This is a genomic window from Pseudomonas reinekei (assembly GCF_001945365.1).
In the GTDB taxonomy this organism is placed as follows: Bacteria; Pseudomonadota; Gammaproteobacteria; order Pseudomonadales; family Pseudomonadaceae; genus Aquipseudomonas; species Aquipseudomonas reinekei.
Window position 1 is genome coordinate 65,444 of sequence record NZ_MSTQ01000023.1, and the last position, 21,887, is coordinate 87,330.

Below are 21,887 nucleotides of genomic sequence, written 5' to 3' on the forward strand. Positions count from 1 at the left end.
AGCGATTACTCTGAATCCTTTGTTGTTTCGGTAGGGAATGCGTCGGTTTCGTCGTCCGCGTACGGATCGGGAAAGCCCAGCTCGGCAAGCAACGTTCGTTCCAGTGCTTCCATTTCTTCGGCTTCTTCGTCATCTATATGGTCGTAACCCAATAGATGCAAGCAGCCGTGAATCACCAGGTGGGCCCAATGGGCCTTGAGCTCCTTGCCTTGTTCGGCGGCTTCGCGCTCAACCACGGCCACGCAGATCACCAGATCGCCCAGCAGCGGGATGTCGAGAAACTCGTCCGGCACGTCCGCCGGGAACGACAGGACGTTGGTTGCGTAATCTTTTTGCCGCCACGTGTGGTTCAGCTCGCGGCCTTCGGCTTCGTCGACCAGCCGAATGGTCATTTCCGAATCCGCGGTGCGCTGGCGCAGAGCCAGTTCGCACCATTGGCGGAACTCGGCTTCGCTGGGGGCGCTGGCTTGGGTGGCGATTTGCAGGTCAAGCTCAAGCATCGCGGCGGCTTTCCTTGGCGGCTGCATCGTCGGCCGCTTTGGTTTCGAAGCGCTCATAGGCTTCGACGATCCGCTGCACCAGTGGATGGCGCACGACGTCCTTGGGCTGGAAGTGAGTGAAGCTGATGCCCGGTACGTCCTTGAGCACTTCAATCACGTGGTGCAGACCTGACTTGGTGCCGCGGGGCAGGTCGACCTGGGTGATGTCGCCAGTGATGACGGCCGTCGAGCCGAAACCGATCCGGGTCAGGAACATTTTCATCTGTTCGACGGTGGTGTTCTGGCTTTCATCGAGGATGATGAAACTGTTGTTCAGCGTCCGGCCGCGCATGTAGGCAAGTGGCGCAACTTCGATGACCTGGCGCTCAATCAGCTTGGCCACGTATTCGAAACCGAGCATCTCATACAGCGCGTCGTAGAGCGGGCGCAGGTACGGGTCGATCTTCTGTGACAGATCGCCCGGCAGGAAGCCGAGTTTTTCACCCGCCTCAACCGCCGGTCGCACCAGCAGGATGCGGCGAATCTGCTCGCGCTCCAGCGCGTCCACCGCGCAGGCAACGGCCAGGTAGGTCTTGCCGGTACCGGCCGGGCCAATGCCGAAGTTGATGTCGTTACCGAGGATTTCCTTTACGTAGCGCAGCTGATTCAAGCCGCGAGGGCGAATCATGCCTTTTTTGGTGCGCAGGGCGACGGAGGCTTCGGCGGGCGCGTGATTATCCAGCTCTTCAACAGCGGATTCCTGCAGAAACAGGTGAACCATGTCCGGCGACAGCTCGGTACCCTTGGTTTCCCGGTACAGGCGGCGCAGAAGGTTTTCCGCGGAGGTGGTGTGTTTGGGCTCGCCGATCAGCTCGAACTGATTGCCGCGGTTGCGGATCTCGATAGTCAGGCGCTGTTCGATAAGACGTAGGTGCTCGTCGAATTGCCCGCACAGATTGGCGAAGCGGCGAGCTTCAAAAGGCTCGAGGATGAAACGATGTGGTTCGATGGGTGCGTTCAAGGTCGTATTTAGCCGCCCTGGGGCAATAGTGATGATTCAAGGATAGCGCCAGTGGCGCGGGTGCGAAAGCTCTTAAATGGATCAACCCGTTCTCACGAACAATGCATTTCACTGTGGGAGCTGGCTTGCAGCGATGGCGATGTCACTGGCGACATCGTTGTCGGGCTTGCTGGCCCTGTCGCTGGCAAGCCAGCTCCCACAGAGATCGGTGTTACTGGATCAGCGAACCGCGCAGCGAGTGCGGTTGCGCCGCATCGATGTGCACGTCGGCGAACTGGCCGATCAGGGTTGGATTGTCGCAGCGGAAGTTGACGATCCGGTTATTCTCGGTCCGGCCCTGCAGCTCGCCGGGATCTTTCTTGGAATAGTCGGTTACAAGAATCCGCTGGATCGAGCCGACCATTTGTCGGCTGATTTCGAAACCCTGCTGGTTCAGGCGATGTTGCAGGGCGTTCAGGCGTTCTTTTTTCAGCTCTTCCGGGGTGTCGTCAGCCAGGTCGGCGGCGGGAGTACCCGGGCGCTGGCTGTAGACGAACGAGTAGGAAAAGTCGAAGCCCACGTCCTGAATCAGCTTCATGGTTTGCTCGAAGTCTTTCTCGGTCTCGCCCGGGAAGCCGACGATAAAGTCCGAGCTGATGCAGATTCCCGGTACAGCGGCGCGCAGTTTGCGCAGTTTGGATTTGTATTCCAGCGCCGTGTGGTTACGCTTCATCGCGGCGAGCATACGGTCCGAGCCTGATTGCACGGGCAAATGCAGGTGTTTGACCAGTTCCGGCACGTCGGCGTGGGCCTGGATCAGGCTGTCGGAGAATTCCAGAGGATGCGAGGTGGTGTAGCGGATGCGGTCGATGCCGTCGACGGCGGCGACCACGCGGATCAGCTCGGCCAGATCGGCCAGGCGCCCGTTGTGGGTCTTGCCGCGATAACCGTTGACGTTCTGCCCCAGCAGCGTCACTTCGCGCACGCCATTTTCGGCCAGGTGAATGATCTCGGCGATCACGTCGTCGAACGGCCTGCTGACTTCTTCTCCACGGGTGTAAGGCACCACGCAGAACGTGCAGTACTTGCTGCAACCTTCCATCACCGACACATAGGCGCTTGGCCCGTCGATGCGCGGCTCGGGCAGGTGATCGAATTTTTCGATTTCCGGGAACGAGACGTCGACTTGCGGCAGTTTGCTGCTGCGCGCGGCGTCGATCATTTCCGGCAGGCGGTGGAGGGTTTGCGGACCGAACACCACATCGACATAGGGTGCGCGATCGCGGATCGCCGCGCCTTCCTGGCTGGCCACGCAACCGCCGACGGCAATGACCATGTCCGGGTTGGCCAGTTTCAGTTCGCGCCAGCGGCCCAGCTGCGAGTAGACCCGGTCCTGGGCACGTTCGCGGATCGAGCAGGTGTTGAGCAGGATCACGTCTGCATCTTCAGCGCGAGCGGTGACTTCCAGGGCCTGGTGTTCACCCAGCAGATCCACCATGCGCGAGCTGTCGTACTCGTTCATCTGGCAACCGTGGGTTTCGATGTAAAGCTTCTTGGCCATGGAATAGAGTCATCACGTGATTCAAAGAACCGCGCATTATAGGGAACATGAACCCAGGTTCCTACCGCTACGCGTCCGATGGCTATGCTATAGTTCGCGCCCTCATTTTTATCCCCCGATGTGTTGCTCGCCCACCATGACCAAACGTGAAGCTCCAATCTACAAGGTGATTTTCCTCAACCAGGGCCAGGTGTTCGAAATGTACGCCAAGCAGATCTATCAAAGTGATCTGTGGGGCTTTCTGGAAGTGGAAGAGTTCGTCTTTGGCGAGCGCACGCAAGTGGTCGTCGATCCGAGCGAAGAGAAGCTCAAGGCTCAGTTCGAAGGCGTGGTGCGCAGTTTTGTGCCGATGCATTCGATCGTGCGCATCGATGAGGTCGAGCGTCTGGGAACACCGAAAATCAGCGAAGCCCGCGGCGCGGTCGGCAATGTCATGCCGTTTCCGATGCCGATGCCTGAGAAGTAAGGTTTCAGGCCGAGTCGGGCCCATCGCTGGCAAGCCAGCGCCTACAGAATTACGCGAACCCTGTAGGAGCTGGCTTGCCAGCGATGGCGTCAGTAGCCAGAGCAGAAATCAGGGAAGTGGCGCGAACGGCGTACGCCCGTCAACGCTTTGCAATTCCATCAGATATTTACGGAAAATTTGCCCAAGCACCTGGGTAGCGACTTCCAGTTCCTCGCGGGGCATCTTTTCGGTGACTTCGTCCGCCGTATCCAGTGCCTCTTCAGCGCCGTTGACCGCCGCCATTTTCAGCAGGATATACGCCTGAACGTTATTGGCCGGGACGCCTTCGCCATGGAAGAACATGCTGCCGAGTTTGAATTGCGCCTGGGCGTGACCTTGCAGCGAGGCCTTCTCGAAATAGCTCAGGGCTTGATTGAGGTCGCGCGGCGCATTTTTACCTTCGTAATAAAACTCACCCAACTCGTATTGCGCTTGTGCATCCCCTTCATCCGACGCTTTTTGGCAGGCAGCGAGTGCCTGTGCCAGGTCTTGCGGCTGGGTATTGAGGGTGCAGCGACCCATCGCTGGGATTAACAACGAGTTACCGCCTGCTTGTGCGAGCGCGAGCAGGGGCTGAAGGAGCAACAGGCAGCCCAGTGAAAGGGCGCGGCCGGTGCGGTTCATGGGAATCGACTTACCTCTGAAGGGCGCGCGGACCCATCGAGGGGATCCAATAAGCGCGCATTATGAAATAAGCAGGGGCAACCTTACAAAGTCTTTACTCGTTTTTCTGCTGCGCGGGAAATATATCGCCCACTTTGCGGGGGATTATTAGCAGATGAACAGGAAAAAGGGCAGGAGTGCAGGTAAAAGCTGACGCCAGCGTTGGCCGGCGTCAGTGCAACAGCGTTACTTCAGTGCAGCAAATGCGCGCTCGGCGGCATCCAGGGTCAGCTTCAGTTCGGCTTCGCCATGGGCGATCGAGGTGAAGCCCGCTTCGAAGGCGCTCGGTGCCAGGTACACGCCGCCTTCCAGCATCAGATGGAAGAAGCGGCCGAACAGGGCGGCGTCGCTGGCCATCACGTCCTCGAAGGTCACGATGTCGTCGGCACCGCTGAAGTACAGGCCGAACATGCCTCCGGCCTGGGTGGTCACAAACGGAATGCCCGCCGCATCGGCGCGCACTTGCAGGCCATCGAGCAGGCGCGTGGTGTAGTCGGTCAGCTCGGCGTGGAAGCCAGGGCGGCTGATCAAGCGCAGGGTGGTCAGGCCTGCGGCCATCGCCAGCGGGTTACCCGACAGCGTGCCAGCCTGGTAAACCGGGCCGAGCGGCGCAATGCGCGACATGATCTCGCGTTTGCCGCCGAAGCAACCCACCGGCATGCCGCCACCGATGATCTTGCCGAAGGTGGTCAGGTCCGGCGTTACGCCGTAGTGAGCCTGGGCGCCACCGAGGGCAACGCGGAAACCGGTCATCACTTCGTCGAAAATCAGCACCACGCCGTATTTGTCACACAGGGTGCGCAGGCCTTCGAGGAAGCCCGGGGCAGGAGGCACGCAGTTCATGTTGCCGGCCACGGGCTCGACGATGATGCAAGCAACGTCCTCGCCGACTTCGGCGAGCATCGCTTCAACGGCATCGATGTCGTTGAACGGCAGGGTCAGGGTGTGTTTGGCGAACGCTGCCGGTACACCGGCCGAGCTCGGTACGCCTTGGGTCAGGGCGCCGGAACCGGCCTTGACCAGCAGGCTGTCGGAGTGACCGTGGTAGCAGCCTTCGAACTTGATGATGCTGTCGCGACCGGTAAAACCACGGGCCAGGCGGATCGCACTCATGGTCGCTTCGGTGCCGGAGCTGACCATGCGCACCATTTCCATCGACGGCACGAGGGAACAGACCAGATCCGCCATCTGGGTTTCCATCTCGGTCGGCGCGCCGTAGGACAGGCCGTGCTCCAGCTGCTTGCGTACTGCGTCCAGCACGTCCGGGTGGCTGTGGCCGAGGATCATCGGGCCCCAGGAGCCGACATAATCCACATAACGCTTGTCGTCTTCGTCAGTAACGTAGGCGCCTTCGGCGTGTTTGAAGAACAGCGGCGTGCCGCCGACGCTCTTGAACGCGCGAACCGGCGAGTTCACGCCACCGGGAATGTGTTTCTGGGCATTGGCAAACAGGGTTTCGGAACGAGACATGATCGGGCTCTCAAATCAGATTTTCAGTAATTCGTTGAAGGCGCGGGCGCGGCGGGTCACTTCTGCCGTGCTCTCGGCGCCGAACAGGCCATGCACCACGGCGAGCAGGTCGACCCCGTGGGCCACCAGCGGCGCGGCATTATCGAGGGTGATGCCGCCGATCGCGCAGATCGGCAGGTGCAGTTGCTTGCGGGCCTGGTCGAGCAGATCGAGGCTGCAGGTCGGTGCGCCGGGTTTGGTGTTGGAATTGAAGAAGCGGCCGAAGGCGACGTAGCTGGCGCCTTCTTTTGTTGCTTGCTCAGCCAGTTCGATTTGCGCGTGACAGGTCGAGCCGATGATCGCTTTGGAACCGAGCAGTGCGCGGGTCGGCGACAGCGGGCCATCGGTCTGGCCCAGATGCACGCCGACGTTCAGGCGCGCGGCGAGTTCGGCATCGTCATTGATGATCAGCTGGGTCTTGTAGCGATCGCACAGGTTGCGCAAGGCCTCGGCTTCGCGCAAGCGACGGGCCTCGTCGCTGCTCTTGTCGCGGTACTGCAGCAGGGTGACGCCGCCTTCCAGCGCCGCCTCCACGTACGAAAGAAATCTACCGGCCAGTAGCTGGCTGTCGGTAATGGCGTACAGGCCACGTAGTTTCATCAGGCAAGCCTCACCGCATCACGAATTGAAAGTTACGAACAGAAATCCAGCGGCAAGCGACGGGGTACGAACTGACCTTTGCCCAACTGCTCGGCATCGCGCAGGGTGCGCCACGTGTAGTTAAGCGCGGTCTGTACGGCGCTGGCGAGGTTTTCGCCCTGTGCCAGACGACCGGCAAGCGCGCTGGCCAGGGTGCAACCGGAACCATGGTAACTGCCCGGCAGACGCTGGCAGATAAAGGTTTCGCGCAGACCGTCGCGGGTGTACAGGCGGTTGTGGATTTCAGTCTCGTCGCCGTGACCGCCGGTGATCAGCAGGTGTTTGACGAACGGCAGCAGTTTTTCAGCGCATTCGTCCGCGGTGCCTTCAGGCAGTTCGGCGAGAATGCGGGCTTCGGGGAGGTTAGGGGTGGCGATGATCGACCGCGGCAGCAGGCGTTCGCGCATGGCGTAGCCAACCTCATCCTTGCCCAGTCGTCCGCCGCCGCCGGCGCGCAGCACCGGGTCGCAGACCACTGGCAGGTGCGGGTTTGCCGAAAGCAGTTCGACCACGGTGTCGACCATTTCCAGGGAACCGAGCATGCCCAGTTTGACGGCCGCCACCTCGGAATCGTTGAGCACGGCATTGGCCTGGGCCAACACCCACTCACGGTCGAGGACGCGGAAGTCAGTGACATTGACCGTGTCTTGCACGGTCAGGGCGGTGACGGCCGGAGCCGCATGGCAACCCTGAGCGAGCAGGGCTTCGATATCTGCCTGCAAGCCGGCGCCACCACTTGGGTCGTGGCCGGAGAGACAGAGGACAACGGGGCGAGAGCTGTAGATATTCATGGTGCGCGAGCTTACCACCAAACATTCTTTTTCGGGTGTAGCGACAAGCGGTCCGGGCGATACATTGTGGCGAGGGAGCAAGCTCCCTCGCCACGCTGTCCGCGATGCCTTGGAAGATCTGATCAAGTCAACAGTTTTATCTCAATAATCTTCGCTGGAACGCCCGTTCTAGAGCCTTTTCAGGAAAAATTCCGGTAGTGCTCAATAGCCATCAGCGGCTATGCTAGAGTGGATCCAAACAAATAACAGAAAACACCGGTTTTACGTCTGCTCAAAAGGAATGGGGGGCTTCCTGACAGAACCGGACAGGCCACGCTGGGGCATAAATGCGCTATTTGCTGATGTTGCTGTTGTGTTTGCCCCTTTTGGCGAACGCCGTCGAATTCGATGAGTTCACACAGAGCCTTCCCCTGGGCCGATCCCTGCAAGTGTTTGAAGATGCAGACGGTCAGGCGAGCATCGCCCAGGTGCGTGCGCAAGCGGCCGCCGGCAACTTCCAGGCGCATGACAAAGCCACGCTCAACGCCGGCTATTCGCGCTCTGTATTCTGGCTGAAAATCGACCTGCAATACCGCCCGACTAACCCGGCGGCGCAACGCACCTGGCTGCTGGAACTGGCCTATCCGCCGCTCGACCACCTTGATCTCTACTTGCCCGATGCTCGCGGCGACTACCAGAAGGTCTGGCAGACGGGCGATGCCTTGCCGTTTGCCAGTCGCGAGATTCGCCAGAACAACTACCTGTTCAATCTGGACTTCACGCCCGGCCAGACGCAAACCGTGTACCTGCGCCTGCAAAGCCAGGGTTCGATCCAGGCGCCGGTCACGTTGTGGTCGAGCACGGCCTACCTCGAAGAGCAGCCCGTGCGGCTCTATGTGCTGGGGCTGATTTACGGTGTATTGCTGGGCATGTTGATTTACAACCTGTTCATCTACCTCAGCGTACGTGACACCAGTTACCTCTATTACATCTTCTATATCGCTTCGTTCGGCTTGTATCAGCTGTCGGTAAACGGCGCGGCCGTGCAGTATTTCTGGCCGGACAATCCCTGGTGGGCGAATGCCGCGACACCGTTTTTCATTGGCTGCGCCGGGTTGTTCGGCAGTCAGTTCGCCCGCAGTTTCTTGCAGACGTCGACCCACAGCCGCTGGCTCGACCGCTTGCTACTGGCGTTGGTGGCGTTCAGTGCGCTGGTGGTCGGGCTGTCGCTGATGACCAGTTATGCCTTGGCCCTGCGCCTGGCGACAGCCCTGGCACTGACCTTCACCGTGGTGATCTTCGCCGCCGGGATATTTGCCTGGCTGCGCGGGTTGCGGGTTGCACGCTACTTCATCATTGCCTGGTCGGCATTTTTGCTGGGCGGCATCATCAACACGATGATGGTGCTGGGGTATCTGCCGAACGTCTTCCTGACCATGTATTCCAGCCAGATCGGCTCGGCCATCGAAGTGGCGCTACTGTCCCTGGCCCTGGCCGACCGCATCAACGCCATGCGTGAACAGCAGGCGCAAACCCTGTTCGACGCAGGGCAAAAACTTGAAGTGCTCAATCAGCAATTGGCCCACAGCAACAAGCTCAAGGACGAGTTCCTCGCCACCTTGACCCACGAGCTGCGTACGCCGATGAATGGCGTGATCGGTTCTCTGGAGCTGATGCAAACCGTCGAGATGGACCCGGAGCTCGAGCAGTATCAGCAAACCGCTGCCGGATCGGCGCGGGAGATGATGCGCATGGTCAACGGCATCCTCACCCTGACCGAGTTGCAGGCCGGCAAGCTCAAGGCATCGCCGTCGACGTTCAGCTTGCGCGGCTTGGTCGAGGCATTGCGTGTGCAGTTCGACGGCAACGCAACGAGCAAGTCGCTGGACTTCAAGGTCGATGTGGCACCCGGGGTGCCGGATCGGTTGCAAGGTGACAGCGCCAAGTTGGCGCAATGCCTGGAATGTCTGCTGGATAACGCGATCAAGTTCACCCGGGTCGGCGGGCTGGCATTACGGGTGTCCGGAAAAACAGTCTCGCCCGATCGGCTGGCGTTGTCGTTTGCAGTGATCGATACCGGTATCGGCTTCACCGATCTGGGGGAGGCGACGATGTACCAGCGCTTCTTCCAGCTCGACGGCTCTATGACCCGTGAATACGGAGGTCTGGGGGTTGGCCTGGCGATTTGTCGCCAATTGGTCGAATTGCTCGGCGGTCGCTTGACTCACCGCTCGGAACCGGGGCGCGGCAGTCGCTTCCAGCTCGACGTCGAGTTTGAAGTGCCACCGCTGGAGCGCCCTTCAGCGTCTTTCATGCCCCGGGATCTTTCGCGTCTGCGCCTGCCTCAGGACTGCGCGGTATTGCTGGTCGACGACAACAACGTCAACCAGTTGGTGATGCGCGGCATGTTGCTCAAGCTCGGATTTCGGGTGCGCACCGCTGACAGTGCCAGCGCTGCGCTGGATTTCCTGCAGCGTGAAACGGTTGACGCCGTGTTGCTTGATTACGAGTTGCAGCCGATGGACGGCGTTTCCGTCTGCTGCCAGATTCGTGCATTGCCGGGGTGCTCGCAATTGCCGGTGTTCGTGATTGCGCAGGGTGTGGATCGCGAGCGCTGTCCGACCGGTGCGCTGATTGATTACCTGAACAAACCGGTGAAGTTCGAAGACTTGCAGGTGGCGCTCTACCGCCGGGTGCTCTGTTCACAGCAGGGCGAAAGCGCCGACAGTTAGGCGGGTATGACACTTTTTTCAGTCGGGGGGCGGTGCTTAACTGAAATCCCTTGGCTGACCAGAGGAGCCCGTCATGAACCTGCATCAGTTCGCCGAAACCCACGAAGTCACCAATCAGCCGCCGTCACTGGACGGTGCCAACCTGTATCGCATCGACTTGCCGTTACAGGAGTGGTCGCGGCGTTTCGGTGCCGGTTGGGCCGAGTCGCGGATCGACGCGTACGGCGCACTGGCCGGTGGACCGTTGATGGACGCCGGGTTTCTGGCCAATCAGAACAAACCGGTGTTCAGCAGCCATGATCGATACGGGCACCGCATCGACCTGGTGGAGTTCCACCCGTCCTATCACGAATTGATGCGCACGGCGGTCGAGCATGGCTTGACCTCGTTGCCCTGGGCCCATCCGCAGTCCGGCGCCCACGTGGCCCGAGCTTCCATGACGTATTTGCACAGTCAGGCCGAAGCCGGCAGCGGTTGCCCGTTGACCATGACGTTCGCCAGTGTTCCGGCAATGCGTCTGCAAGCGGATCTGGCGGAACAATGGTTGCCAAAAATCCTCGCCACCGAGTACGACCCGCGCAACGTCGGCATGGCGCATAAGGCGGGGGTCACCATTGGCATGGCCATGACCGAGAAACAGGGCGGCACCGATGTGCGCGCCAACACCACCAAGGCCTATCCGGTGGGCGCCAGCGGTCCGGGCCAGGCCTACGAACTGGTGGGGCACAAGTGGTTCTGCTCGGCGCCGATGTGCGATGCCTTCCTGACCCTGGCGCAGACCGACAAGGGCCTGACCTGTTTCCTGTTGCCGCGCCATCGTCCGGATGACACGCGCAATCAGTTCTACATCCAGCGTTTGAAAAACAAGCTCGGCAACTGCTCCAACGCTTCCAGCGAAGTGGAATTCCGGGGCGCGCTGGCGTGGATGGTCGGCGAAGAGGGGCGTGGCGTTCCGACGATCATCGAAATGGTCGCCATGACCCGCTTCGATTGCATGGTCGGTTCCAGTTCCCTGATGCGTCAGGCACTGACCCAGGCCAGTCATCACTGCGCTCACCGCTCGGTGGGCGGTAGATTGCTCAGCGAACAACCCTTGATGCAAAACGTGCTGGCGGACCTGGCGCTGGAAAGCGAAGCGGCGCTGGCGTTGAGTCTGCGCATGGGCCGGGCGCTGGATCATCTGGACGATGCCCAGGAAGCCAAATTCGCCCGACTGGTGACGGCGGTGGGCAAGTACTGGATCTGCAAACGGGCGCCGGCCATGATCAACGAAGCCGCCGAATGCATGGGTGGGGCGGGGTATGTCGAGGACAGCATCCTGCCGCGCCTGTACCGCGAGGCACCGGTCAACTCGACGTGGGAAGGTTCCGGCAACGTGCAGTGCCTTGATGTGCTGCGTGCGTTGTCGAAAGAGCCGGGTGTGCTGGATGCGCTGTTCAGCGAATTGGGGAACGGTCATGGCGACAAGCGTCTGGCAGCGCACATCGGTCAATTGCAGGCCGCGTTCAAGGACACCAGCGACATTCAATATCGCGCCCGGCAGTTGACCGAAGACATCGCGCTTGGGTTGCAGGCCAAGCTGTTGCTGGAAGCGGGGAATTCGGCGGTCAGTGATGCTTTTATCGCCAGCCGCTTAAATGGCGGTGGCCGGGTTTATGGCGCGTTGCCACGCGGCATGGATGTGCAAGCCATTGTCGCCCGTTCGACCCCGCAGGGTTTCTGATCACCACGGGACCCCTGTGGGAGCCTGCTCGCGATGACGTTTCAACATTCAACAGTGATGTTGACTGATACACCGCCTTTGCGAGCAGGCTCGCTCCCACATTGGATCTGCGGCGTTCAAGGCATTTGTGTCGTGGCCACTGTTCCCGTGAAGCTTTGATGCAGGCAAGATGAAGGCCTGCAAGTCAGAACACAGGATGCTGATCGTGACCGAAGCTTTTATTGTCGTTCAAACCGCCGAGCAAGCCGTGGATCGGCTTGCGCTTTTGCACAATCGTGCAACCACCGCGCTCAATCAGGCGCTCAAGCGCTACCTCAAGGATCGTGTCGAGCCCGATGCCGAGCAGCGTGCGCTGTTTCGTTATCCCGAATTGCGTCTGACCTACAATTGCCAGGGCGAAGTCCCGCAGACCACCCGCGCCTACGCCAAGGTTCAGTTGCCAGGCACCTACAGCGTCACCGTCACCCATCCGGCGGCTTTTCGTAAATACCTGCTGGAACAGCTCGTGCCGTTGATGCACGACTTTACCGTGACCGTGGAAGTCGGTGTCAGCCAGCAAAACATTCCTTATCCGTACGTGGTTGAGCAGGGCGATGAGCTGGCCGGCTCCGGCGTGACCGCTGCCGTGCTGGCACGGGTGTTCCCGAGCACTGATCTGTCGGCCGCCACTGATGGCATCGCTGACGGCCTGTACGATTGGGAAAACACCGATCCGCTGCCGCTGGCGTTGTTCGACGCCGCGCGAGTGGACTTCTCCCTGCGCCGCCTGGTGCATTACACCGGCAGCGACTGGCGCCATGTGCAGCCGTGGATCCTGCTGACCAACTACCACCGTTACGTTGACCAGTTCATCGTCCATGGCCTGGAGCAGTTGCGCAGCGATCCGCGTTTCGTGCGCATGGTGCTGCCGGGCAACGTGATCATCGAAAAGAGCATGGATCACGGCGAAGCCTCGGCGATTGCCGCCGGTGTGGTCTGGCACCGCTACCAGATGCCGGCCTATCACCTGATCGCCACCGACGGCCACGGCGTGACGCTGGTGAATATCGGCGTCGGCCCGTCCAACGCCAAGAACATCACCGACCACCTGGCCGTGCTGCGTCCACATTGCTGGCTGATGATCGGTCACTGCGGCGGCTTGCGTCAGTCGCAGACGATTGGCGACTACGTGCTGGCGCATGCTTACATGCGTCGCGACGGGATTCTCGACCGGGTAGTGCCGCCGAACATTCCGATCCCGGCCCTGGCCGAAGTGCAGATGGCTTTGCAGCAAGCGGCGGCAAACATCACCGGCGAGAAGGGCGACGAACTGAAGAAGCGCCTGCGCACCGGCACCGTGTTGACCTACGACGACCGTAACTGGGAGTTGCGTTGGGCTCAGGAGCGACCGCTGATCAACCTGTCCCGCGCCGTGGCGGTCGACATGGAAAGCGGCACCATCGCCGCCCAGGGTTATCGTTTGCGGGTGCCTTACGGCACGTTGCTCTGCGTTTCGGACAAACCGCTGCACAGCGAGATCAAGTTGCCGGGCTCGGCCAACGCCTTCTATGAACGCGCGGTCAGCCAGCATCTGAAAATCGGTATCGAAGCGGTCGATCTGTTGCGCACCGAACTCAATTCGCTGCACTCGCGCAAACTGCGCAGCTTCGACGAGCCGCCGTTCCGCTGATTGTTCTCGTGGTCATTTGGCGGTCAGGCCACTAGCATAGTGGGCCCTGACCGCTAGATGTTCTCTTCGCCATGTCCCGTCCACAACGTCCCGTTTCCCGCCGCCCTGGCGCGAAGCCAGCCCCCTCAGCCGCGCGCCGTGTTGCCAAGGCACCACCGGCCGAGCCGAAGCTGATCCTGTTCAACAAGCCGTTCGATGTGCTGACGCAGTTCAGCGACGGCGAAGGGCGCGCGACACTCAAGGATTACATCGAGATTCCCGGGATCTACCCGGCAGGACGACTGGACCGCGACAGCGAAGGCTTGCTGTTGCTGACCAACGACGGTCAGCTTCAGGCGCGCATCGCCGACCCCAAACACAAACTGGCCAAGACGTATTGGGTGCAAGTGGAGGGCGAGCCGAGCGCCGAGCAGTTGCAGCGCTTGCGTGATGGCGTTGAATTGAACGACGGCATGACCTTGCCCGCCGAGGCGCGGCAACTGGATGAGCCCGAGTTGTGGCCACGCAATCCGCCGGTACGCTTTCGCAAAAGCGTGCCGACCCGTTGGCTGGAGTTGGTGATTCGCGAAGGTCGCAACCGCCAGGTGCGACGCATGACGGCAGCTGTGGGCTTGCCGACGTTGCGGTTGGTGCGGGTCAGGATCGGCGACTGGACGATCGAAGGTCTCGATCAGGGCCAGTGGAAGGAAGTGCCGGCGCGCTTATAAGGAGCCGGTTTCGATCAGGCCGATCACTACGCTCTTGATCACGAACGCCGCCACGCCCAGGCCCAGCACGAAGAACAGAATGAACGAGCCGAAACGCCCGGCCTTGGACTTTTTCGCCAGATCCCAGACGATGAAACCCATGAAAATGATCAGGATGCTGACCAGTCCGGTCATCATCCACTCTTCGAATACTGCAGGATCCATCGAACTTCTCCAGCGCGGGCGAGGCTAAAAGGGCGCGGGGAGTATACGCCTGGCAGGTCGCGTGCAGTATTGGCCTGCGGCAGTGTGTCGCGGCTGTGGCGAGGGAGCTTGCTCGCGCTGGGGCGCGGAGCGGCCCTGAAATCTGCAATCGAGTTATCTCTGGCACACCGCATGTGTTGGGCTTGCGACTGCTTCGCAGCCGAGCGGGAGCAAGCTCCCTCGCCACAGTCAGCCCCACAACCCTCTATCAGCTGCGCAAATGAGTCAAAGGCAGTTCGGTGCTGTTCAAAACCTGATTCAACACAAAACTCGACCGAACACTGGTCACGCCTTCAATGCGCGTCAAATGCCCCAGTAGCAATTTTTGATAGTGATCCATGTCCGGCACCACGACCTTGAGCTGATAGTCGGCGTCCATACCGGTCACCAGGCTGCATTCCAGCACTTGCGGCAAGGTGCGGATGGCCTGTTCGAAATTCTCGAAACGCTCCGGGGTGTGGCGGTCCATGCCGATCAGCACGTAAGCGGTCAGGCTCAGGCCGAGCATCTTGCGGTCGAGCAGGGCGACCTGACGGGAGATGTAACCGTCGTCTTCCAGTTGCTTGACGCGACGGGAGCAGGGCGAAGGTGACAGGCCGATGCGTTCGGCCAGCTCCTGATTGGAGATGCGCGCATCGCGCTGCAATTCAGCCAGAATGCTCAGGTCGTATCGGTCGAGTTTGCTCATCAAACGGTCCCTTGTCATATCTATTGCGGCAGATTATCTATCCAGGGTTAAAAATTGCGCAAGTGATGTTTATTTCAGCAATCTTCGCAATCCTCTGCCGGCGACTCGAGCCTATTCTTATCACCAGAATCACTGCTCGGACAAACAGTCCAGTGCGACTCGCCCAATCAGGCCAGTCGCGGCCGTCACCCCACCGGGGATGTTCAGGCCCCCGAGCTACACACTGTCCAGAAGACGGCGTGAGGTGAGCCGATGCCACAAGCATCGAGCACGGACGAAGTTCTCAAGGGGAGGCCGACGGGTCTCCCCTTTTTCTTGCCTGAAATTTGCCCTTCACCCCTCAATAAATAAGTTTCGCGACTGATAACCTGTTGCAGAACCGGCCTGTGCATTTCCAGTCTTACGTACAAGCCCTAACCCGCAGTGAGGAAAAGCATGAAGTCGCGCATCTGGCGTTTGGCCGGTGTTGGTTTGCTGTGTGTCAGTGTGACTGCGCAATCGCTGGCCGATGAGCCGCAGAGCCGTAGCCCCGATGGCGGCCAGTACGGCGACGGCGGTCGTCAGGGCAACAATAATCAGGGGCATGGCGGCAACAATCAGCCGCGCCCGCAGAACAACGACATCATCCGTGGCGACAACAGCCGCCAGTTCGAGCACAACGGCCAAGGCCAGAACAATGGCCCGAATCAAAACCAGAACAACGGCCAATGGCAGAGCCGTCCACCGCCTGACTACAACAGTCGGGTGCGTTCGCCACCCCCACCGCCGCAACTGCCGGCCAATGATTTGCCCATTCAGCCCCGGCCCGACACCGTGCAGCAAACCCAAGAGCCGCGCCGTGGATACTACAAGGACGAACCGCGGCGCAACGATCCCAACCCGCACTGGAATGGCTACATAGGTGCACCGTCCAACGGTAACAACCATTGGCAAGGTCGCCCGAGCGGCCACGGCAATGGTTGGGGCCCAGGCCCCCAGTATCGGCCGGGGCATGTGATCGACCGCTTCCCGGATCGGGACTATCGCGTGCCTTATGGCGGTCGCGATTATTTCTACTCCGGTGGCTACTGGTATCGCCCGCAAGGTCCGCGCTACGTGGTGGTACAGCCGCCCCGCGGGATTCGTATCCGGTATTTGCCTGATTACGCCCGGGAAGTCTGGATCGGCGGTTCGCTGTTGTTCCTGGCTGCCGGCTCGTACTACGCCTATCAGCAGAGCACCCAGGATTACGTGGTGGTCGAGCCGCCCGGACAGCCGCTGGTAACCGGTAATGGCATCGACGTTGAAGCCTACCCGGCCAACGGCCAGACGCCGGAGCAGGTCAATCAGGATGGCTACGATTGTTACCGCTGGGCGGTCGAGCAGAGTGGTTTCGATCCGCGTGTCGACACCTACCAACCGGACCCGACCGTGGTGCAAACCTACCGGCAAGCCCAGGGCGGTTGCCTGAGCAGTCGCGGTTATCGCGTGACGTTGTGAGCCCTGGCGGCTTTCACCACTTCCTGCGGGTCGGCGTGCACCAGCACTTCGGCTCGCGGGTAAGCGGCGTGAATCGCATCGGCGGCTTGATCGCTGATGCCGTGGGCGACTGACAGGGTCAATTCCCCCGGCAATTCCAAGTGCAACTGCACAAACCACTGATTGCCGGAAATCCGCGTACGCAGGTCATGTGCACCCAACACCCCCGGCACGCTGCACGCCAGTTCCAGCATGTGCTGGCTGACGTCCGGCGGCAGTTCTTCATCCATCAACACCGCAAAGCTTTCCCGGGCGATTGTGATCGCGCTCCAGAGGATGTACGCGGCAATCCCCAGGCCGAACCAGGCATCGACCTGATACCAGCCGAATCCGGCCAATACCAGCGCCACCAGGATGCTGCCGTTGAGCAGCATGTCCGAACGGTAGTGCAACGAGTCGGCGCGTACGGCGTTGGAGCCGGTGGCCTTGACCACTCGATGCTGCAACATCAGCAGCGCCAGGGTCATGGCCAGCGAAAAGATAATCACGCCAATGCTGATCCACGGCGCGCCCACCGGTTCCGGATGCTTGAGACGTTCGTATGCCTGCAATGCAATCAGCACCGCACTGCCGCCGATGAACAGTGCCTGCGCCATGCCGGCCAATGATTCCGCCTTGCCATGCCCGTAGCGATGATCGTCATCGGCCGGACGCAGGGCGTAGTGCACCGCCAGCAAGTTGAGCAGCGAAGTGACGCCGTCGAGTGCCGAATCGGTCAACCCGGCGAGCATGCTCACCGAGCCGCCAAGCCACCAGGCGATGGCTTTGGCGATGATCAGCGTGCAGGCCACCCCCACCGAGGCACGGGTCGCCAGCCGCAGCAGGCGGGCGTGTTCGGAGCTGGAAATCATGAGGGCGGTCGTTCCTTCAAGTGCACCGATTACGCGGCAGGTTGCAGGCCGAGCAGGGCCAGTTGCTGGGTGCTGCCCTTGTGCTGGATCAGGCGCGGATCATCCAGCGGCAGGCTGCGGCCCAGTTCACGTTCCAGAATAGTCTGCAACTTGAGGTTATCGACCTTGCCGTCGGCGCCGATGGCTTCCTGGAGTTTTTCCGGGGCGACCTGGGCTGTCTCGCCGGGTGCGAAGTAGATCGCGCCCGTGGCGAAGTCCACGGCAAACGCGATCAGGCCGGGGATGATGTAGAACAGCAGGCCCACGGCGTCGAGCACGGCAATCGCCGGGTCAATCTTGCCGTCGATCTGGCCACGGCGATCGGGATAGAAAATCGAACCACAGGCGGTCAGTTGAGTCAGCAAGGTTGCGACCAAAACACCGCCGATCAGGCGAAAGGGAACACGCATATGAAATCTCCTGAGTAGAACGCTAAGAGCGTTACTGGTTTGAGCTCAGACTACGCCAAACAGTTCGCCGTTATACTCGCCCCTCTGTTTGGGAGCCAGCATGATTTCTTTGCCGATCGATGAAGTTTTACCCGCCCTGCGTGAAGCCCTTGCGACACGTCATGAAGCCGTGCTCGAAGCGCCGCCCGGTGCCGGTAAAACCACCCGCGTGCCGTTGGCCTTGCTCAATGAGCCTTGGCTGGCCGGGCAAACCATCCTGATGCTCGAACCGCGTCGCCTGGCGGCGCGGGCGGCGGCGGAGCGTCTGGCCAGTGAGCTGGGCGAGAAGGTTGGCGAGACCGTGGGGTATCGCATTCGGCTCGACAGCAAGGTCGGCCCCAACACCCGAATCGAAGTGGTCACCGAAGGTATTCTCACCCGGCGCTTGCAAGACGACCCGGCGCTGGAAGGCGTGGGGTTGCTGATCTACGATGAATTTCACGAACGCAGCCTCGACGCGGATCTGGCGCTGGCCCTGAGCCTGAACGGTCGGGAACTGTTCCGTGACGATCAGCCGCTGAAAATCCTCTTGATGTCGGCCACGCTTGAAGGCGAACGCTTGGCTGGGCTGCTCGACGACGCGCCGATTTTGCGCAGCGAAGGGCGCATGTACCCGGTGGCGATGCGCTGGGGCCGACCGTTTCAGGCCGGTGAATTCATCGAGCCACGCTTGGTGCAAACCATCCTTGAAGCCCTGAACGACGAAACCGGCAGCGTGCTGGTGTTCCTGCCGGGGCAGGCGGAAATCCGGCGCGTGCATCAGCAATTGACGGATGCACTGGGGAACGACACGCAAACGCTGCTCTGCCCGTTGCACGGTGAACTAGACCTCGCCGCGCAGCGTGCGGCGATTGATCCGGCCCCAGCGGGCAAACGCAAAGTGGTGCTGGCCACCAACATCGCCGAGACCAGCCTGACCATCGACGGCGTGCGCGTGGTGATCGATGCCGGGCTGGCGCGGGTGCCACGATTCGATCCCGGCAGCGGCATGACCCGCCTCGACACCCAGCGCATCTCCAAGGCCAGCGCCACGCAGCGCGCGGGTCGGGCCGGGCGACTGGAGCCGGGCGTGTGTTATCGCTTGTGGTCGCAGGATCAGCACGAGCAACTGGCGGCCTACGGCAGCGCGGAAATTCTTTCGGCGGACCTCGCCGGGTTGGCCTTGCAACTTGGTCGTTGGGGCGTAACGCCGGGCCAGTTGGTTTGGCTGGACGTTCCACCGGCAGCCGCTTATGCACAGGCTCAGGATTTGCTCGAACGCTTGGGTGCGCTGGAGGGCGAAGCGCTGACCCGCCACGGTCAGGCCATGGCCGAACTGCCGGCGCATCCGCGCATCGCCCATTTGCTGTTGCGCGGTCAGGCGCTTGGTTTGGCCGACATGGCGTGTGACGTCGCGGCATTGCTCGGCGAGCGCGATATCTTGCGCGGTGCTGGCGCGGATCTGCACAGCCGATTGGTGCTCTTGTCCGGCGAAGAACGGGCCGCTCGCGGCGCGCAAGGTGGGGTGCAGCGAGCCCGGCAACTGGCGCGGCAGTATCGCGGTTATCTGCGGGGCACGGCGTCGGAGCCGGTCAGCGATCCCGATCATCCGCGCTGGCTCGGCGCGCTGCTGGCGCTGGCCTATCCCGACCGCGTTGCTCAACAGCGCCGAGCCGGTGGCGCCGAGTATCGGCTGGCCAACGGTCGCGCGGCGTTGTTCGCCGAAGCCGACAGCCTGATGAAACAGCCGTGGCTGGTGATCGCCGATCTCGGCAGTCGTCAGGGGCAGCGTGAAGAGCGGATTTATCTGGCGGCGGATTTCGATCCGGCGCTGTTCGATTCAGTGCTGGCCGAACAGGTGCGCGTTGTCGACCAACTGGATTGGGACGAACGCGAAGGCGTGTTGCGCGCCGAACGCCAGCGCAAGGTCGGCGAGCTGATCCTCAGCCGCGAGCCGCTGACCGGCCTCGACGAAACCGCCCGCAGCCAGGCGTTGGTCAACCTGGTGCGACGCAAAGGCCTGGAGCTGTTGCCGTGGACGCCGGAGCTGCGCCAATGGCAGGCGCGGGTAGCGTTGTTGCGTCAGCTGGATCTGGCCGGCAAGGGCGAAAGCGAATGGCCGGACGTTAGCGACGCTGCGCTGCTCAAAAGCCTTGAGCACTGGCTGATGCCCTATCTGGGCAAGGTCTCGCGGCTCAGCCACTTCGCCAACCTCGACCTGTCGAGCATCGTCCACAACCTGCTGCCGTGGCCGCTGCCGCAACGGCTTGATGAACTGGCGCCGCATCATTTGAGCGTGCCGTCGGGCTCATCGATTCGTCTGGATTACAGCGAGCAACCGCCGATTCTCGCGGTGCGTTTGCAGGAGTTGTTTGGCCTGGCCGAAACCCCGCGCATCGCCGGCGGCCGGCAAGTGGTCAAGCTGCATCTGTTATCCCCGGCGCGGCGGCCGGTGCAGGTGACGCAGGATCTGGCGAACTTCTGGCGCAGCACCTACGCCGAGGTGAAGAAGGATTTGAAGGGGCGGTATCCGAAACATTATTGGCCGGATGATCCGCTGGTGGCTGAAGCTACTGCGCGGATCAAACCGCGTAAGTAATGCCACCGAAATCTTTAGCAGCTTGCGAAGACTGCGTCCGGCTGCGCAGCATTCGTAAAACCGGTCAACGCAGTCTAACAGGATGTTCTGCTGATACAGGATCTGGCGAAAATGGAGCCGATCTGTTTTCGTGACTCTTTGGTTATTGCCAAATCAACAGTGGACATCAACAGAAAATCAGCTATTCGGCAAATAAGTCTGTCGGCAGCTTGGTCGTATCTTTCTTGCTTGGACAGTTAGTTTGTGACGGGGACTCTGAGCTGGATTCCAAACTCTTTGGCATAGATCCGGCGGAGATAACCTTCGACTTTTCGGGTTTCATGAGCGAGATCAACGTCGAGGTCTGCGAGTCTACCTTCGTGCAATATCTCGCTTCGAAGCTTGTAGGCCGAATCAATCTGATTCCGAGCACCGCGGTCACCAGGGAACCAGTTCTCGCAAAGCCGAAACAAGGCTTGTCGGACAGATTCCCGTTTCAACTGAAGTATTCGTCCGCGTAATGAGTTCTGAATTTCAGGTGAGATGGTCGGGTCGGCTTTAAGGTCCGAGCACATCTTTGAGACAAAGTCGGCGACTTCTCGTCCCAAGTCGATTTGTTCGGCGAGTGGTTCGAGAGCGGAGACCGCCATGACGAATCTTGCTCGGTCATTTGATTCCAGGGCTGCCGCGGCGAAGAGCTCCATGGATAGGATTTGGCGGCGAGATCGGACGGTATGGGAAAAGGCGTCCGTGAGCTCTTGCACAACTATCTCTTGAGACCATGAGCCGAACGCCTCCCCTTTAACTGTGCTGAGACCACCGCGCTCTAAACGATCAAAAACGGTTGGTGGCTCATTACTTTGGTAGTTCAATCGCACTCCAAAGTCGAGGGTTATAGCCGCAAGTAGTATTGCTTGGGCAGCGCTCATTCCAGCCTCTTCTGCTAAGGCCGCAGTTGAAAACCCCTCGACTTCAAGCTCGTAACGGATGCCAGCTTCTCGACTGAGGCTGAGACCAGGCCGAAGTGTGGCAATAGCGCCGCTTGGCAGGAGAAACGTAACGTTCTCAAAAGAACCCAGGTATTCGGAACGCAGAATTTGAAACGTGATTCTTGCTCCGTACTTGCGTCGGTGATCTTTCTTAACGATCAAGCTGCGTTCAATGCAAGGTGGCTTCGACTGCATGGCGGGATGCCTCAGTAAGGGAACAAGTGGATAAATCTATTTTCGACCATGGTGGTTGTCTCAGGACGATCAATACACTTCGACCTGGAATGCAGGTCTGAGCCCTCGTCAATTTTTCAGGCTTTTACCTTTTGTGGGATGCGTGCATCAGCGTGTTAAACATTGGCGAAGCGCGCGTGTTTAAACGTCCTTGAGATTACCCCCTAAAAGCTACACAAGCTTGCGCCGTTGCCTACGGGTACGCCAGAATCCGCCGGCTTGTGCGCTCCGGGGGTGTAGTGGTCTAATGAAACCGGACACCCATTTAGGCGAGAATGCTCGCCAGATAGAGGTGTCTGATGACCAAACAACGTCGTTCTTTTTCCGCTGAATTCAAACGCGAGGCCGCAGGCCTCGTGCTC

At 60.5% G+C, this 21,887-nt stretch carries 19 protein-coding genes; 7 read left to right on the forward strand and 12 right to left on the reverse strand.

The features are described 5' to 3' along the window. Window positions 1-5: 5 nt before the first annotated feature. The 3 genes from ybeY to miaB form a co-directional block, all read right to left on the reverse strand. A complete protein-coding gene (gene ybeY, locus BVK86_RS25845; RefSeq protein WP_075949076.1) occupies window positions 6-500 on the reverse strand; it encodes an rRNA maturation RNase YbeY in 495 nt (164 codons plus the stop codon). Further along, a complete protein-coding gene (locus BVK86_RS25850) occupies window positions 493-1,500 on the reverse strand; it encodes a PhoH family protein (protein ID WP_075949077.1) in 1,008 nt (335 codons plus the stop codon). Before BVK86_RS25850 ends, ybeY begins: the two co-directional genes overlap by 8 nt. 211 nt (window positions 1,501-1,711) lie before the next feature. After that, window positions 1,712-3,040 (reverse strand): tRNA (N6-isopentenyl adenosine(37)-C2)-methylthiotransferase MiaB, encoded by a 1,329-nt coding sequence (gene miaB / locus BVK86_RS25855; protein ID WP_075949078.1) that lies wholly within the window; start codon window positions 3,038-3,040, stop codon window positions 1,712-1,714. A gap of 136 nt (window positions 3,041-3,176) precedes the next feature. On the opposite strand from miaB, the gene BVK86_RS25860 reads away from it, so the two are divergent. Next, window positions 3,177-3,506, forward strand: a complete 330-nt coding sequence (locus tag BVK86_RS25860; RefSeq protein WP_003185742.1) for a DUF1820 family protein — start codon at window positions 3,177-3,179, stop codon at window positions 3,504-3,506. Between the two features lie 108 nt (window positions 3,507-3,614). Here the strand turns inward: BVK86_RS25860 and BVK86_RS25865 are convergent, their stop codons facing one another. From BVK86_RS25865 to BVK86_RS25880, 4 genes are all read right to left on the reverse strand, one after another. Next, window positions 3,615-4,169, reverse strand: a complete 555-nt coding sequence (locus tag BVK86_RS25865) for a tetratricopeptide repeat protein (protein ID WP_075949079.1) — start codon at window positions 4,167-4,169, stop codon at window positions 3,615-3,617. A 225-nt stretch (window positions 4,170-4,394) separates the two neighbouring features. Then, a complete protein-coding gene (gene hemL / locus BVK86_RS25870; protein ID WP_075949080.1) occupies window positions 4,395-5,678 on the reverse strand; it encodes a glutamate-1-semialdehyde 2,1-aminomutase in 1,284 nt (427 codons plus the stop codon). 15 nt (window positions 5,679-5,693) lie between these two features. After that, entirely contained in the window at window positions 5,694-6,317 is a 624-nt protein-coding gene (gene thiE, locus BVK86_RS25875; protein WP_075949081.1) for a thiamine phosphate synthase, read from the reverse strand. A 32-nt stretch (window positions 6,318-6,349) separates the two neighbouring features. After that, window positions 6,350-7,147, reverse strand: a complete 798-nt coding sequence (locus BVK86_RS25880) for a hydroxymethylpyrimidine/phosphomethylpyrimidine kinase (RefSeq protein WP_075949082.1) — start codon at window positions 7,145-7,147, stop codon at window positions 6,350-6,352. A 326-nt stretch (window positions 7,148-7,473) separates the two neighbouring features. Here BVK86_RS25880 and BVK86_RS25885 point away from each other — a divergent pair, with 326 nt between their 5' ends. The 4 genes from BVK86_RS25885 (at window position 7,474) to BVK86_RS25900 (ending at window position 13,957) form a co-directional block, all read left to right on the forward strand. Next, complete coding sequence (locus BVK86_RS25885) at window positions 7,474-9,858, forward strand: hybrid sensor histidine kinase/response regulator (RefSeq protein ID WP_075949083.1); 2,385 nt, start codon at window positions 7,474-7,476, stop codon at window positions 9,856-9,858. A 73-nt stretch (window positions 9,859-9,931) separates the two neighbouring features. Continuing rightward, window positions 9,932-11,581 (forward strand): acyl-CoA dehydrogenase family protein, encoded by a 1,650-nt coding sequence (locus BVK86_RS25890; protein WP_075949084.1) that lies wholly within the window; start codon window positions 9,932-9,934, stop codon window positions 11,579-11,581. Window positions 11,582-11,750: 169 nt separating this feature from the next. Continuing rightward, the gene (gene amn / locus BVK86_RS25895; protein WP_173668854.1) at window positions 11,751-13,250 is read left to right on the forward strand and encodes an AMP nucleosidase; all 1,500 of its coding nucleotides are present in this window, start codon (window positions 11,751-11,753) and stop codon (window positions 13,248-13,250) included. 71 nt (window positions 13,251-13,321) lie between these two features. Beyond that, complete coding sequence (locus BVK86_RS25900) at window positions 13,322-13,957, forward strand: pseudouridine synthase (RefSeq protein ID WP_075949085.1); 636 nt, start codon at window positions 13,322-13,324, stop codon at window positions 13,955-13,957. On the opposite strand, the gene BVK86_RS25905 is transcribed toward BVK86_RS25900, so the two are convergent. Both BVK86_RS25905 and BVK86_RS25910 read right to left on the reverse strand, forming a co-directional pair. Further along, the gene (locus BVK86_RS25905) at window positions 13,952-14,161 is read right to left on the reverse strand and encodes a DUF2788 domain-containing protein (RefSeq protein ID WP_075949086.1); all 210 of its coding nucleotides are present in this window, start codon (window positions 14,159-14,161) and stop codon (window positions 13,952-13,954) included. The two genes, BVK86_RS25900 and BVK86_RS25905, sit on opposite strands and share 6 nt — an antisense overlap. 247 nt (window positions 14,162-14,408) lie before the next feature. Further along, entirely contained in the window at window positions 14,409-14,888 is a 480-nt protein-coding gene (locus BVK86_RS25910; RefSeq protein WP_056855781.1) for an Lrp/AsnC family transcriptional regulator, read from the reverse strand. A 435-nt stretch (window positions 14,889-15,323) separates the two neighbouring features. Here BVK86_RS25910 and BVK86_RS25915 point away from each other — a divergent pair, with 435 nt between their 5' ends. Continuing rightward, window positions 15,324-16,367, forward strand: coding sequence for a DUF6515 family protein (locus BVK86_RS25915; RefSeq protein WP_075949087.1), 1,044 nt, complete (start codon window positions 15,324-15,326; stop codon window positions 16,365-16,367). Here the strand turns inward: BVK86_RS25915 and BVK86_RS25920 are convergent. Then, window positions 16,349-17,257 carry a cation diffusion facilitator family transporter gene (locus BVK86_RS25920; RefSeq protein WP_075949088.1) on the reverse strand — a complete coding sequence of 303 codons (909 nt, stop codon included), beginning with the start codon at window positions 17,255-17,257 and terminating at the stop codon, window positions 16,349-16,351. The genes BVK86_RS25915 and BVK86_RS25920 overlap by 19 nt on opposite strands. Before the next feature lie 29 nt (window positions 17,258-17,286). Continuing rightward, entirely contained in the window at window positions 17,287-17,706 is a 420-nt protein-coding gene (locus BVK86_RS25925; RefSeq protein ID WP_075949089.1) for a polyribonucleotide nucleotidyltransferase, read from the reverse strand. A gap of 100 nt (window positions 17,707-17,806) precedes the next feature. On the opposite strand from BVK86_RS25925, the gene hrpB reads away from it, so the two are divergent. Further along, window positions 17,807-20,323: an ATP-dependent helicase HrpB gene (hrpB, locus tag BVK86_RS25930; RefSeq protein ID WP_075949090.1), complete on the forward strand. Its 2,517-nt coding sequence runs from the start codon at window positions 17,807-17,809 to the stop codon at window positions 20,321-20,323. A gap of 236 nt (window positions 20,324-20,559) precedes the next feature. Here the strand turns inward: hrpB and BVK86_RS25935 are convergent, their stop codons facing one another. Then, a complete protein-coding gene (locus BVK86_RS25935; RefSeq protein WP_075949091.1) occupies window positions 20,560-21,486 on the reverse strand; it encodes a HEPN domain-containing protein in 927 nt (308 codons plus the stop codon). Window positions 21,487-21,887: the final 401 nt, after the last annotated feature.

Excerpts from the sequence above, each read along its gene's own strand:
- BVK86_RS25915 (WP_075949087.1), top strand. The coding sequence starts at position 15,324 with ATGAAGTCGCGCATCTGGCGTTTGGCCGGTGTTGGTTTGCTGTGTGTC.
- BVK86_RS25860 (WP_003185742.1), top strand. The coding sequence starts at position 3,177 with ATGACCAAACGTGAAGCTCCAATCTACAAGGTGATTTTCCTCAACCAG.
- BVK86_RS25890 (WP_075949084.1), top strand. The coding sequence starts at position 9,932 with ATGAACCTGCATCAGTTCGCCGAAACCCACGAAGTCACCAATCAGCCG.
- amn (WP_173668854.1), top strand. The coding sequence starts at position 11,751 with ATGAAGGCCTGCAAGTCAGAACACAGGATGCTGATCGTGACCGAAGCT.
- hemL (WP_075949080.1), bottom strand. The coding sequence starts at position 5,678 with ATGTCTCGTTCCGAAACCCTGTTTGCCAATGCCCAGAAACACATTCCC.
- BVK86_RS25885 (WP_075949083.1), top strand. The coding sequence starts at position 7,474 with ATGCGCTATTTGCTGATGTTGCTGTTGTGTTTGCCCCTTTTGGCGAAC.
- BVK86_RS25935 (WP_075949091.1), bottom strand. The coding sequence starts at position 21,486 with ATGCAGTCGAAGCCACCTTGCATTGAACGCAGCTTGATCGTTAAGAAA.
- BVK86_RS25910 (WP_056855781.1), bottom strand. The coding sequence starts at position 14,888 with ATGAGCAAACTCGACCGATACGACCTGAGCATTCTGGCTGAATTGCAG.
- BVK86_RS25880 (WP_075949082.1), bottom strand. The coding sequence starts at position 7,147 with ATGAATATCTACAGCTCTCGCCCCGTTGTCCTCTGTCTCTCCGGCCAC.
- BVK86_RS25865 (WP_075949079.1), bottom strand. The coding sequence starts at position 4,169 with ATGAACCGCACCGGCCGCGCCCTTTCACTGGGCTGCCTGTTGCTCCTT.
- BVK86_RS25920 (WP_075949088.1), bottom strand. The coding sequence starts at position 17,257 with ATGATTTCCAGCTCCGAACACGCCCGCCTGCTGCGGCTGGCGACCCGT.
- hrpB (WP_075949090.1), top strand. The coding sequence starts at position 17,807 with ATGATTTCTTTGCCGATCGATGAAGTTTTACCCGCCCTGCGTGAAGCC.
- BVK86_RS25900 (WP_075949085.1), top strand. The coding sequence starts at position 13,322 with ATGTCCCGTCCACAACGTCCCGTTTCCCGCCGCCCTGGCGCGAAGCCA.
- ybeY (WP_075949076.1), bottom strand. The coding sequence starts at position 500 with ATGCTTGAGCTTGACCTGCAAATCGCCACCCAAGCCAGCGCCCCCAGC.
- thiE (WP_075949081.1), bottom strand. The coding sequence starts at position 6,317 with ATGAAACTACGTGGCCTGTACGCCATTACCGACAGCCAGCTACTGGCC.
- BVK86_RS25925 (WP_075949089.1), bottom strand. The coding sequence starts at position 17,706 with ATGCGTGTTCCCTTTCGCCTGATCGGCGGTGTTTTGGTCGCAACCTTG.
- BVK86_RS25905 (WP_075949086.1), bottom strand. The coding sequence starts at position 14,161 with ATGGATCCTGCAGTATTCGAAGAGTGGATGATGACCGGACTGGTCAGC.
- miaB (WP_075949078.1), bottom strand. The coding sequence starts at position 3,040 with ATGGCCAAGAAGCTTTACATCGAAACCCACGGTTGCCAGATGAACGAG.